This is a genomic window from Bradymonas sediminis (assembly GCF_003258315.1).
Taxonomy (GTDB): domain Bacteria; phylum Myxococcota_A; class Bradymonadia; order Bradymonadales; family Bradymonadaceae; genus Bradymonas; species Bradymonas sediminis.
Map to the genome: position 1 here is coordinate 3895595 of NZ_CP030032.1, position 12313 is coordinate 3907907.

General features: G+C 60.6%; 10 protein-coding genes and 1 pseudogene. 6 read left to right on the forward strand and 5 right to left on the reverse strand.

What is annotated here, in order from left to right; genetic code table 11:
• Nucleotides 1-344: 344 nt before the first annotated feature.
• Nucleotides 345-719: pseudogene (locus DN745_RS14695) on the reverse strand (RidA family protein); the annotation flags it as partial.
• 282 nt (nucleotides 720-1001) lie between these two features.
• Between DN745_RS14695 and DN745_RS14700 the strand changes: the two are divergent.
• The gene (locus DN745_RS14700; protein WP_111335997.1) at nucleotides 1002-1880 is read left to right on the forward strand and encodes a class I SAM-dependent methyltransferase; all 879 of its coding nucleotides are present in this window, start codon (nucleotides 1002-1004) and stop codon (nucleotides 1878-1880) included.
• 8 nt (nucleotides 1881-1888) lie between these two features.
• Here the strand turns inward: DN745_RS14700 and DN745_RS14705 are convergent, their stop codons facing one another.
• The gene (locus tag DN745_RS14705; protein WP_111335998.1) at nucleotides 1889-2857 is read right to left on the reverse strand and encodes a DNA-3-methyladenine glycosylase family protein; all 969 of its coding nucleotides are present in this window, start codon (nucleotides 2855-2857) and stop codon (nucleotides 1889-1891) included.
• A 162-nt stretch (nucleotides 2858-3019) separates the two neighbouring features.
• Here DN745_RS14705 and DN745_RS14710 point away from each other — a divergent pair, with 162 nt between their 5' ends.
• The 4 genes from DN745_RS14710 (at nucleotide 3020) to xerD (ending at nucleotide 8277) form a co-directional block, all read left to right on the forward strand.
• Nucleotides 3020-4171, forward strand: a complete 1152-nt coding sequence (locus tag DN745_RS14710; RefSeq protein ID WP_111335999.1) for a DUF2914 domain-containing protein — start codon at nucleotides 3020-3022, stop codon at nucleotides 4169-4171.
• A gap of 149 nt (nucleotides 4172-4320) precedes the next feature.
• Nucleotides 4321-5148, forward strand: a complete 828-nt coding sequence (locus DN745_RS14715) for a hypothetical protein (RefSeq protein ID WP_111336000.1) — start codon at nucleotides 4321-4323, stop codon at nucleotides 5146-5148.
• A 49-nt stretch (nucleotides 5149-5197) separates the two neighbouring features.
• Nucleotides 5198-7276, forward strand: a complete 2079-nt coding sequence (locus DN745_RS14720) for an IgGFc-binding protein (protein ID WP_111336001.1) — start codon at nucleotides 5198-5200, stop codon at nucleotides 7274-7276.
• A 50-nt stretch (nucleotides 7277-7326) separates the two neighbouring features.
• Nucleotides 7327-8277, forward strand: coding sequence for a site-specific tyrosine recombinase XerD (gene xerD, locus DN745_RS14725; protein WP_111336002.1), 951 nt, complete (start codon nucleotides 7327-7329; stop codon nucleotides 8275-8277).
• A gap of 46 nt (nucleotides 8278-8323) precedes the next feature.
• On the opposite strand, the gene DN745_RS14730 is transcribed toward xerD, so the two are convergent.
• Complete coding sequence (locus DN745_RS14730) at nucleotides 8324-8977, reverse strand: YqgE/AlgH family protein (RefSeq protein WP_162687697.1); 654 nt, start codon at nucleotides 8975-8977, stop codon at nucleotides 8324-8326.
• A gap of 181 nt (nucleotides 8978-9158) precedes the next feature.
• Between DN745_RS14730 and DN745_RS14735 the strand changes: the two genes are divergently transcribed.
• Nucleotides 9159-9473 carry a rhodanese-like domain-containing protein gene (locus DN745_RS14735; protein ID WP_111336004.1) on the forward strand — a complete coding sequence of 105 codons (315 nt, stop codon included), beginning with the start codon at nucleotides 9159-9161 and terminating at the stop codon, nucleotides 9471-9473.
• 12 nt (nucleotides 9474-9485) lie between these two features.
• Here DN745_RS14735 and rimO read toward each other — a convergent pair whose 3' ends face one another.
• Together rimO and DN745_RS14745 are read right to left on the reverse strand one after the other, a co-directional pair.
• Nucleotides 9486-10910 (reverse strand): 30S ribosomal protein S12 methylthiotransferase RimO, encoded by a 1425-nt coding sequence (gene rimO / locus DN745_RS14740; RefSeq protein WP_111336005.1) that lies wholly within the window; start codon nucleotides 10908-10910, stop codon nucleotides 9486-9488.
• Nucleotides 10911-11067: 157 nt separating this feature from the next.
• The gene (locus tag DN745_RS14745) at nucleotides 11068-12306 is read right to left on the reverse strand and encodes a Glu/Leu/Phe/Val family dehydrogenase (protein ID WP_111336006.1); all 1239 of its coding nucleotides are present in this window, start codon (nucleotides 12304-12306) and stop codon (nucleotides 11068-11070) included.
• Nucleotides 12307-12313: the final 7 nt, after the last annotated feature.

The window sequence follows — 12313 nt, forward strand, 5'->3', positions numbered from 1 at the left end:
TGGGGATGGGCCCGTGCCTAGAAACCACCGTGAGGGCCCGCGCATTTCATGGACAACCTCGCCGCCTATGTCAAGGCGTGGGCCGAAATACGCCGCGCAAAAAGAACGCCTCGGCGGTCGTTCGGCGGGGAGAAACGCGCAATTTTCGCTCGCCCAAGGACGCAGAAAAGGCGCGCAAGATGCGCGCCCTTTCCGTTCAATTCAAACCGCGCCCCTCAGGCTTACTCTTCTTCGGGCGACGCCGCGGCGGAATTCGCCTCGACATCTTCAGCAGCCTCGGGTGCTGCGGCTTCAGCAGCCACTTCGGGCTCGGGCTCCGGCGCCGGAGCCGGCTCGGGCACCGCCGCGATCATGTCGATCTCGACGAGCACATCTTTGGGAAGGCGCGAGACCTCCACCGCCACCCGCGCCGGCGGGTTGCGGTCAAAGAAGCGCCCGTACATCTCGTTGACCTTGGCATAGTCGGTCATATTCTTGAGATAAATCGTCGTGCGAAGCGCGTGGGTAAAGTCCAATCCGCGCGCGTCGAGCACCGCGGCCAGGTTCGCCATCACCCGCGCGGTCTGCGCCTCGACGCCGCCCTGGATGACCTCATTGGTCTCCGGATCGATCGGAATCTGGCCGGAGCAAAACAACAGCCCGCCATAACCCACCGCTTGCGAGTAGGGGCCGAGCGCCTTGGGAGCCTTGTCGGTATCAACGATCACTTTCGAATCCATGATTCTCTCCAATTCTATAAGCTCTATTTATAATGACTTCCAACCCATCCAGGCGACTAACCTAGCATCTTTTTCGCCCGTGCACTCTCGCCCAAAATCCAGGCGGCGAAGATCAAATCTGATGCGCCGATAATTAGATGAATCCGCACGAATGAGTAAAGGATCATTTTGTCTGCGCCGCGCCGTGTCCATCTTCGAGTGGAGCGGGCGGGCGTTGCCAAAGCGCCAAAGCCCCGCTCGGGACACAGTTCACCTTGCTTCACACTTCGCCTGGAGGTTTCAATGGCGACCCACCCACAGGGGCGCGCGCAGCCGCGCGCCATCGCAGCGAAGCTGATCGAGTTGGCCCACGCCCGCGTCGACGAGCGCGGTCGCTGGAGCAGCGCGGCGCGCGTGCTCGAATTCCAACGCACCATGCGGCTCCTGGGAGAGCAGATTCAGCCGCGCAGCCGCCTGCTCGAATTAGGCGCCACCTCCACCCTCTACACCACCGCTCTGGCGCGGCGCGGGCACCGGATGACCGTGGTCAGCACGCGCCAGGCATATCTGCAAAAGGCGCGCCGCGAGCTCAACGAGCACGCCCTCGCCGATCAGGTGCGCCTGATCTTTCTGCCCACCCTCGGCGCGCTCCCCATGCAGACCCTCGCCCACTTCGACGCCGTGCTGATCTTCGAGCCGCTATTGCACCTCCTCGACGACGACGAGCGCCGGCGCATGGCCGGCGAGGCGGTGCGATTGCTGCGCAATGATGGGCATATTATCGTGCACTTCTTCCCGCCGGCCAGTGGCTATATCCGGGCGCTCAAGCTCGCCGAGACCCACCCCGATCAGATCGATGAAGCGACCATCGATCGGGTATTTGAGTCGCATATCTTGAGCAGCGAGGACACCGCAGGCGCGCTCCAATTCGAGGCAGAGGTCTATCTATCACTCGACGAGGTCACCGAACTCTTCGCCTCGCTGGGCGTTGAATTCCAGGACGCCCAGTCGCTCAACGGCATCGCGGCGCGGCGCGAAGCCGAGTTCCTAGAGCTGGGCGACGAAAGCCCGCGCCTCTTCGAGGTCTGCCGTGACCTGTTGGAGCAATCCTCGCGGGACCCCGAGATCATCGCCACCGGTGACCGCGCCGCCTGGGTCGGGCGCAAAGTGAGGCGCCATTAGATGAGCGCTCAACCGTGCTCGGCGGCCTTGGACTCCATCAACCAATGGTAAAAAAGATAGTGCCAAACCGGCGCCTCAAAGCCTCGCCAATTCGCGCGGATCTTCTCGTAGGCCTCCTCGGTCACCGCGTCCGGGTCGTGGGGATCGATGCCGTATATCGAGAAGAGCCAGCGTCGATAGCCGACCTCCTGGCCACGGTTCTTCGACGATGTTGAGCGCTGCGCCATAAAGTTGGAGTCGGCGCGGTTTCGCCGAAACATCAACGCCTGCGCGGTCGCCGGCCCAATGCCGCGAATCCCATTGACCACCTCCCAAAATTCCTCGGCGCTCATCTTCTCAAGCGCGTCCTGGTCAATCTCACCGGAGGCGATCGACGCGGCCAAACCCACCACGTATTCGCCCTTTCGCGCCGATATTCCGAACGCCCGAAAGTCCTCGGGGTCGACAGCCGCCAGCACTTCCGGGCGCGGATAGCTATAATATTGGCGCCCCTGCCACTCAAAACCGGTGCCCCAGGCCTTGCGAATATCCTGCACCATGCGCCGGCGCGTCGGGTCATGCGAGATCCGGGTGCGCACGATATGGCGCATCGCGTCCTCAAAAAAACAGGAGCGCGCCAGGCGCTTAAACCCGTAGTGCTCCTCGACGATCGGCCCGAGCACCGGGTCGTCTGCGACCGCCGCCTCGAACGCCGTCAGGTCGATCTTCGAGCCCACGATACGCCCGACCAACCGCTCAATCTCGGCTTCTTCGGCCTTCGTGGGGCTATCCTGCTCAGGCAGCTCCACCTCAAAGACCGGCTCGACCGGGTTCTGATTATAGCGAATCACCGCCAACACGCTGCGATCGCTCAGGTTGAGCCCACGCACCAACCCCCGCTCGGCGATCTCAATGGGGTCGTCTTCGGCCTCAAAATATTCGTCGACATCCAGCGTAAGAAAGAAGTCGTGGGGCGGCTGCGAAGAAATACGGATCATGGAAGGACTCCAAAAGTAGGTGCGCGTGAGCTGCGAAATAATTCGGGCAGACAACCGGGTTCAGATTCTTTCAGACGATTAGACAATTCGATTCTTCGATAATCTGACCATGCGATCTAAACTGCTCGCGTCTAACCCATAGCATCTAACAAAAGAATCCATATGTCAGAAGAGCCAAAAAATCCGCGCGCCGCGTTGGGCCAATATTATCAATCCCTCGACGAGCGCTGGGCGCTGAGCGATCGCGCGCGCCGCTGGCTGCCCTTTTCGTTTTTCGTGGGCGGCTTTCTTTTCGACGTGCTCACGCTCGGGCGCATGGTCACGATGCTCAACCTGGCCGTGGTCGCGCTTTACGCGCTCGGGGCGGGAGCTTTTTTGGTGCTCCTTGGACGCTTTAGCACCAGCGGCGCGGCGCTCTCCGAGGAGTCCCCCTCGGAGGCCCGCCTGCGGCTCGAAGGCGCCCCCGAGCCGACCCTACTCAAATGGCTGCGGTGGGCCGGCTTCGCGTTCAACTTCTGCCTCGGCTCCCTCTTTAGCGCACTGGTCGTGCTGTATTTTAAGAGCGCGGGGGAATGGCTGACCCTTTTAACGGTTCTTCTGCTATTTGGCGCGATGCTCTTTAACGAATTCGCGCGCCTCAAGGACTCCCAGCGCCACCTGTCGTGGGCGATCTATTGCGTCAGCCTGGTGATGCTCTTCAACTTTTTGGTGCCGCATCTAGTCGGCAGCATCTCGGCCTGGTGGTTTTATATCAGCACCGCCCTCGCCCTGGCCGCGGTCTACGGGTTGTGCGTGCTGGCGGGGCACCGCTTCAAGATGGTGCGCATGGCGACCCTCGCCGCGGGTGGCCTGGTGGCCCTCTTCGCGCTGGGCCTGATTCCGCCGGTGCCGCTGGTGCTCAAAAACACATTGGTCGGGCGAGATTTTAAGAAAGTCGATAAACAATATACCTGCATGGTCGACACGCAGGGACCGATGGTTCGACTCGGCCTGGCCGAGCCCACCGTGGCCTGGCAGCCCGGTGAGCGCGTCGACGTGCTCACCGCGATCTTCGCGCCGCGCTCGGTCGAAGTTGATATGGAACATCGCTGGTTCCGTGAGGTCCAAGGGTCGTGGGAGCTCACCGACACCATCCCCTTTCATATGCGCGGTGGGCGCCAAAAAGGTTGGCGGATGCATTCGGCCAAACGCCACGTTGCTCCCGGCCGCTGGAAAGTCGAAACCGCGGTCGCCAACGGCACAGGACTTGGTTATAAGACCTTCACGATTGAAAAGACCGACGGGCCCCGCGAATGCGCGCGCCTTATTCTATAAAAAAAAGCCGCCCCAGGCGGCTCAAAAGCAGCCCAATATGAACGCCCGCGCATTTCCAGTTCCTCGCCCTTGCTGCTAAGATAGCCGCGCATGAGGACGAATTTAATTGAGCGCATTTCAACTCATCCCTATCGAACGCAGAAGCATCTATGGCGAATCATGGCACCGAAAACTCGGAGCAAAAACCGGAACTCAGCCCTCAAGAATCCGCTGAGGTAGACGCCGTATTCGAGCGTTTTGAGAAAAACGAACGTGCGCGCAAGATCAAAGTCTTCCTTCTGGCGCTGGCCGTAGTCGCGGCAGGCGCGGCGGTCTTTTTGACCTCCGTGGTCTTCCGCGAGAACCGCCTCACCGCCAATATCGATATGGAGGCCATCGACACCGAAGCCGCCGCCAAGACCAACGACCCCCAATGCCGCGATATGATCGCGCAGGTCGACGATCTCAGCGCCCGCTTCTTCAAGTTGGAGCCCCAGCTTGAGGAGCACCTGCTCGGCGATGATCCGGAAAAGATCAAAGCGTTGCGCGACGAGATCGCCCGCATTCAACAGCGCATCGACGAGATCAACGAATACTCCTTAAAAGCCAACCTGCGCTTCGAGACCTCGCGCACCGAGCTCGACGAATGGTTCGATTATGTGGCCTTGGAGTTCACCTTCGTCGACCGCCTGGGACGCGAGCAGCTCGAGCTTTTGAATAAGGCCGAAGCTGCCCAAAACGAGGCCGACGCCGGCGTGGAAGGCGAGCCCAAACCCGACGCCGACGTGGAGGGCGTCGTGGTCGCCGAGGGAAAGAAAAAGAGAAACAAAAAGGAAGCGCCCAAGAAGACCCCGCTGGAGCGCAAACAAGCCGCGCTGGTCGCCCTGCACGACTCCTTCCAGAACTTCCGCATCTGGCATACTGCGGCCGCCCACCCGTGCGGTGGCGCCGAAGAGGGCGAAACCGGCTGGGTCCCGGCCGAAAAAGACGCCAAATAATCAGGCCCGGCGTTCGTTGCCCTGAAAATGCGCATCCAATGAGATTTTCATGAGTCCTAAATATCTATGCCACGCGCTGATTCTCTCGGCGCTTCTGCTATTGATGGGAAGCGGCTGCAGCGACAATAACCCGGGTGATTCCACCGCCGACACCAGCGTAAGCGACACGCCAGACGCCACCGACCCCGACACCAGCGAACCGGTCGCCTGCGAACCCAACGAACTCCTCCGCTGCACGGAGGAAAACACCCCGGGCACCCTCCAATGCAACTCCAGCGGCGAGGGCACCCACGAGGCGCGCTGCCCGGAGGGTTCGGTCTGCCGCGACGCCGCCTGCGTCAGCGTCTTCTGCGTCCCGGGAAGCACCCGCTGCGACAGCCCGGAGCAATCCCAAATCTGCAATGAGGAAGGCACCGCCTGGGTCGACCGCGACACCTGCAGCGGCGGCGACCGCTGCGAAGCCGGCTATTGCCTGAATCGCTGCGAGGTCGCCAACGCCACCGGCAGCTATATCGGCTGCGAATATTGGGCGGTCGAGCTCGAGAACCACCTCCTCGACGACAGCGGCCCGCCCGAGACCAATGACGAGCGCGCGCCCTTCGCCGTCGTATTGGCAAACACCTCCGAAACCTACGACGCCTACATCAGCGTCTATACCGGCCCCGATGAATTCGCCCAGGCCGTGGGCTCGCGCACCGTCGAGTCGCCCCAATTCAACGGCATCGATCTGGTGACCGTCCACTCCGAGGTCCTCGGCCCCAACGGAAACCGCCTCTACGGCCCAATCTCGGGCGATATCAACCGCCTCATCTTGCCGCGCGGAAGCCTGATGACCCTGCTGCTGCCGTACCGAAGCCTGGCCTTCGGCGAGAGCAGCCTTGGGCAAAAAGCGTACCGGGTGGAGTCGACCCAGCCGGTCGTCGCTTACCAATTCAACCCGATCTGCTGCAATTATAGTCACACCAATGACGCCAGCCTCCTGCTGCCGACCAGCGCGCTGACGCCCAATTATATGTTCCTGAGCTACTCGGTTCTCTCCAACGGAAACGAACCCTTCTCCTCGACGCTGACCGTCCTTGCCACCGAGCCCGATACCACGGTCACCATCAAGCTGCGCACGCCGAAGGGACGGCTGGGCGACCCCGACGAACCGCGCCCCTATAGCGAACTATATTATCCCTTCGACAGCGCAGCGGACGCGCGCGTCAACGGACCAAGCGCGACCGGACAATTCACCGTCACCATGCAACCCCACGAAGTCCTCAACCTCGCCGGAGCCGGGGTCTCGCCGGTCGAAGATCTCACCGGCGCGCTGATCGAAGCCAGCGCACCGATCGCCGTCTTCGGCGGCCACACCTGCGCCTACGCGCCCTTCTCCTCGCCGGCCTGCGACCACCTTGAGAGCCAGTTATTCCCCCTCGAAACCTGGGGCCAGCGCTTTATGATGGCGCCGCTGAAGTTGCGCCAATCCGCCGAACAGGCAGAGAACACGCGCGAAGGCACCTATTGGAAATTCCTCGCGCGCGCCAATAATACCGAGATCAACGTCGGCATCGACATCAATCGCCCCAACGTGCTGGGTCCGGCCGACGAAGGCGTGCGCGCCTGCAGTGAGTTCGCCCGCACCTCGGAGGCCGCCCGCGCGGGCACCTTTAACCTCAACGCCGGTGAGACCTGTGAGTTCGGCACCCGCGAACTCTTCGTCGCCGAGGCGAGCCATCCGATCATGATCGGGGCGTTCATCTCGGGCCAAAATAGCGTCACCAATAACGCTGATTGGGGCTCTCACGCCGGCGATCCCTCCTTTTATATGGTCCCGCCCGAAGAGCAATACCGCAGCTCCTACGCATTCTTAACTCCGGCGACCTACTTCCAGAGCTACGTCACCGTGACCACCTATCCCGGCAACCAGATCACCCTGGACGGCGAGGTCGTCGACCTGGAAAGCCACGACTATAGCCATAATACCGAGCGCGGCGTCCTTCGCGCACATATCCCAGTCGACCCCGGTCCCCACACGATCAAAGGCCAACTTCCTTTTGGCATCGTCGTCTACGGCTATGATGATTACGTCTCCTACACATTCACCGGCGGGTTGAACTTCAAAAAGCTCACCCCCTGGAATTGATGTGTGCCCGGCGACGCGCCTAATTTTTCTCCCGATGACTGGAGCCCCGAATGGATCTCGATGAGGCCATTGATTCTTTTATATTTCACCTAAAGGTCGAGCGCGGCCTGTCTAAAAACACCGTCGACGCCTACAGCCGCGACCTGCGCCAATTCACCCAATATTGCGGCGACCGACGCAGCAAACCCAGCAACAAAGGGGCCGACCAAGACGTCGCCCCGCCCCCGGTCGAAGTGACGAGCATCGACGCCCTCGAGATCTCGGGCTTCATGTCCGAGATGCTCGACGACGGCAATAAGACCCGCACCGTCGCCCGAAAACTCTCGTCAATCCGCGGGCTCTTCGCCCATCTTCGCCGCATCGAAGTGCTCAAGGTCAACCCCGCCAGCAAGGTCGACGCGCCTAAATTCGGCCGCCGCGTCCCGCGCGTGCTCACCCTCGACGAGGTCGAGAAATTATTGGCCGCGCCCGACCGCATGACCCCCGAAGGCGTGCGCGACCACGCCATGCTCCACACCCTCTACGCCACCGGGCTGCGCGTCACCGAGCTCTGCGAGCTCATCCAACGCGAGGTCGACCTGCGCGCCGGCTACCTGCGCGTCATCGGCAAAGGAAACAAGCAACGCATCGTTCCCCTGGGCGAGTTGGCAGTCGACGCCCTGGACGAATACGTCAGTCATACCCGCGCTAAATTGCTGGCGAATCACGGCGGCCCGGGCTGCACGCCCTACCTCTTCGTCACCCGCCGCGGCTCCTGCATGACCCGCCAGGCCTTCTGGAAGAATATCAAACGCTACGCGCTCAAGGCCGATATCGACACGCCGATCAACCCCCATAAATTACGCCATAGCTTCGCGACACATCTGCTCGAGCGCGGCGCGGATCTTCGTATCGTCCAAACACTGCTGGGCCATAGCGATATCAACACCACGCAGATCTACACCCACGTCGCCCAGGCGCGCCTGAAGAAGATCTTCGAAGAGCACCATCCGCGCGCGTAAGCCGACACAACCCCACCCGCAATTTTCATCTTTCGAGGCGACTGAATTAGGCCTGACCGACCTTACCCATCATCATAAAGGTCATCGGGTCGACGCCGATCTCTTCGAGCGCGCGCGTCCAGCGATCCCTTGGCCGATTGTCGCGAATCAGCGAATCATCGAAGTCCGCCATCAGCCAGGAGCCCTCGCCGATTTCGGCCTCCAACTGCCCTGCGCTCCAGCCCGAATACCCAAGCACGGGCATAAAATAATCTTCGGAATAGCCCATGGCGAACTCCTCAATGAGCTGGCCGGACGCCGATAAAACCCAATCTTTTCCGATCGGCGTCTCGTCGGGAGCGATGGGGCCCGGATTCCCGGCGAGTCCGCCGGCAAACGCGAGTCCGAATGCCTCGGGAAATACGCCGGGGGCAGGCTCCGCTTTGGGGCGCTCGGAGTCACTTCGCTTATACAGCACCCACATCTGCTCAAGCCTAACCGGACCGCCAAAATAGACCGCCTTTTTGAAGCGGTCCGCCACGATCTTGGGCTTAATTTCGGCATTGACGCTGCTGATCAGTGTGCCAAAATCCACGTCGACGGGCTTATTGATAATATAACCCATCGCGCCACCCGAATCGTGGTGCACCAGGAGGATGACCGCGCGCTCGAACGGGCTGCCGTCCAAACGAGGCGAGGCGACCAAAAATGAGGGACTCATCGCGCGCTCATTTGGCTTGGAATGAATCATGAGCATGAGCTCTTTATAAGGATTAACCAGAATAACGGGCACGCGCAGCTTTGCTTCGAAATGCGTGCTCAACGGGTACCGACTGGGGCGTTTATGCCCGCGCTTAGCCAGCACCATCCACTCATATTAACGAAAACTAAAAGGAAATCACATGAAACGCCTTACTTACGACAAGCTCGCCACCGACCCGGCCTACAAAAATATGCGCATTATCGATGTGCGGGAGCAAGATGAATACGATGAGGTCCACGTTAAAGGGGTGGAGTTATTCCCACTCTCACGATTTCAACAGGGAGAACTCCCGACCCGCGACGATCGGGAAGTTGGGGTGATTTGCCGCTCAGGCGCGCGCAGCCAGCGGGCTTGCGAACTCCTCGAAGAGGCGGGATGGCCGGAGTGCACCAATATTGAGGGCGGTACACTCGCAGCGATCCAATTTGGCGCCGACCAGGTCGAGCACGGCTAAACGCCGGCTTAATTACGAGTCGACTGACAAGGAGGCGGTGCCGCCGTCCAGACGAATCGGTCCGTCGGCTCGTTTCTTCGGAATGACCACACCAGCCAGGTCATATTCGGTCGCCTGCGTAATCTCGACCTCGACGATATCGCCCGGGGTCGGGAAGTCTCCGCCGCGGTCAAACGACAGATAGACCACGCCGTCGATATCCGGGGCCTGTCCGTAATGGCGCCCTTCCAAAACCGCTTCGTGCTCCTCGCTGGCGCCGTCGACGATCACCTCGACAATATCTCCAATCCACTTCTGATTATTCTCCAGGCTGATATCGCGCTGCAGGGCCATCAGCGCGTCGCGACGCTCGTCTTTGACCGACTGCGGAAGTTGGCCGTCCATCAAGGCCGAGGTGGTGCCTTCTTCCGGGCTGTAGGTAAAGACACCCACGCGGTCAAAGCGCACTTCCTTGACCCAATCGTAGAGCTCCTGGAACTCCGCGTCCGTCTCGCCGGGATACCCGACGATAAAGGTCGTGCGCAGCACCAGGTCGTCGATCGCGCGCAGCCGGTCGATAAGCTCGACCTGACGGTCGCGCTGAATATTGCGCTTCATGGACTTCAGGATGCGCTGGTTCACATGCTGCAGCGGCATGTCGACATAGGGCAGGATTCGGTCCGAATTCTGCATGATGTCGAGCAACTCATCGGTGAAATTCCAGGGGTACATATAGAGCAGGCGAATCCAATCGACGTTGGTGGCCTCGGCCTCCAACGTGCGCAGCAGGCGCACCAGGTAGTCGCGGTTTTCGCGCGGGTCCAGGTCGATGCCGTAGCTGGTCATATCCTGGGCGACCAGGATGATCTCGTTGACGCCGCTCTTGCCCAGATTCTGCGCCTCGATCAACACGTCGTCGATGGTCCGACTGACCTGAGTGCCGCGAATCTTGGGGATGATGCAATAGCTGCAACTACGCGAGCAGCCCTCGGCGATCTTCAGATACGCGGTGCCGCCGCGCACCGTGTTGGTGCGGGTCACCTCGTTATCCATGATGAAGCTGCCCGGCTGGATATAGGTCTTCTCGGCCAGCTTTCCTTTGAGCGCGTCATTGATATAGGTGAAGGTTTTGGTGCCCAAGATCGTGTCGACCTCGGGGATATCTACCTCGAGCTCCCCCGAATATCGCTGGGACAAGCAACCCGTCACCACCACCTTCTCGAGCAGGCCGACGTTCTTGCGCTGAACCATCTCCAGAATCGTGTTGATCGACTCCTCTTTGGCCGCGTCGATAAACCCGCAGGTATTCACGACGACGATGTCGGCCTGGTCCGCATCCGACACCATATCGAACTCGCCATCCTCCTGAATAAGCCCCACCATAACCTCGGAATCGACCCTATTTTTAGGGCATCCAAGCGATATCATATGAACATTCTTACGCTGTGTTTCAGCCATGGTATCTTACTCTTTAAAAGCTGCGGGAGGTTTCGGCGAGATCGATGCCGATACGGTTTAGTTAAGACAAATGAGTCGGCCAGGCTCCAATGCATCGCGCAGATTATAGCGCCATGGATTAGAACGGGCCGACTTTGCATAAACATGGGTCGATTGTCTAGCCAAGCCCGCGCAAACTCTCGGCCAATCGGACGCGTTGGATCGCGCCAATAAACGCAGCGGTGCGCATCGAAACCTTATACTCAGCCATCAATTCGCGCAGATGCGCGTGCGCCCGGCGCATCGAATGCTCTAGCTCGCGGTTCACGCGCTCCTCGGGCCAGCGCAGGTTTTGCAGGTTCTGCACCCACTCAAAATAACTCACGGTGACGCCGCCGGCGTTGCAGAAGATATCCGGCAAGATCTGAATACCTCGCCCTTCCAATATCGAATGCGCCGCAAAGGACGTCGGTGAGTTGGCCGCTTCGGCGATATATTTCGCTTTGACCTCGGCCGCGTTCTGGCTCGTCAGCACGTGGTCAATCGCGGCCGGCACCAACACATCGCACTCAAGCAAGAGTAACTCTTCGTTGCTGATCGGCTCCCCGACCTCGAAGCTGCTGACCATCTGCGTGGCGTCGGCGTGGGCGATGACCGCCTCGGGGTCCAGCCCCTCGGCGTGGAAGATGCCGCCCTTGCTATCGCTGACCGCCAAGATACGCGCGCCCATCTCGTGCAAAAGCCTCGCCGCCCAGCGCCCGGCGTTGCCGAACCCCTGCACGACCACCGAGATCCCATCGAGGGTGCGCCCCTCGCATTTCAAGACCTCGCGAATCGCGAACATCGTGCCGCGACCGGTAGCCGCGTCGCGCCCCTCCGAGCCGTGCAAACCCAACGGCTTGCCGGTCACCACCCCGGGGCTAAAGCCGTTGCCCCGCGAATATTCATCGAAGATCCACGCCATGATCGACGCGTCGGTGTTGACGTCCGGCGCCGGGATGTCGACATGCGGGCCGATAAACTCCTGAATTTGCTGGGTAAACCTACGGGTCAGTCGCTCCAACTCGGCCCGCGATAGCTTGCGCGGGTCGACCTGAATGCCGCCCTTCGCCCCACCCAGCGGCAGGTCCAGGAGCGCGGTCTTCCAGGTCATCAAACTCGCCAGCGACCGCACATGCTCCAGATCCGCGTGCGGATGGTAGCGCAACCCACCCTTATACGGCCCCCGCGCGTTATTATGCTGGACCCGGTACCCGGTGAAGTTGCCAATGGACCCGTCGTCCATACGAATCGTCAGCGCCACTTCGAGCTCGCGACTCGGCGTCTTAAGCGCGATTACTTCTTGCTCGCCAAGTCCGAGCGCTTCAAACGCCTGCTGTAAGAATAGGTTGGTCGTCTCGAAAGGGGTTTCGCTCATCTAAAAT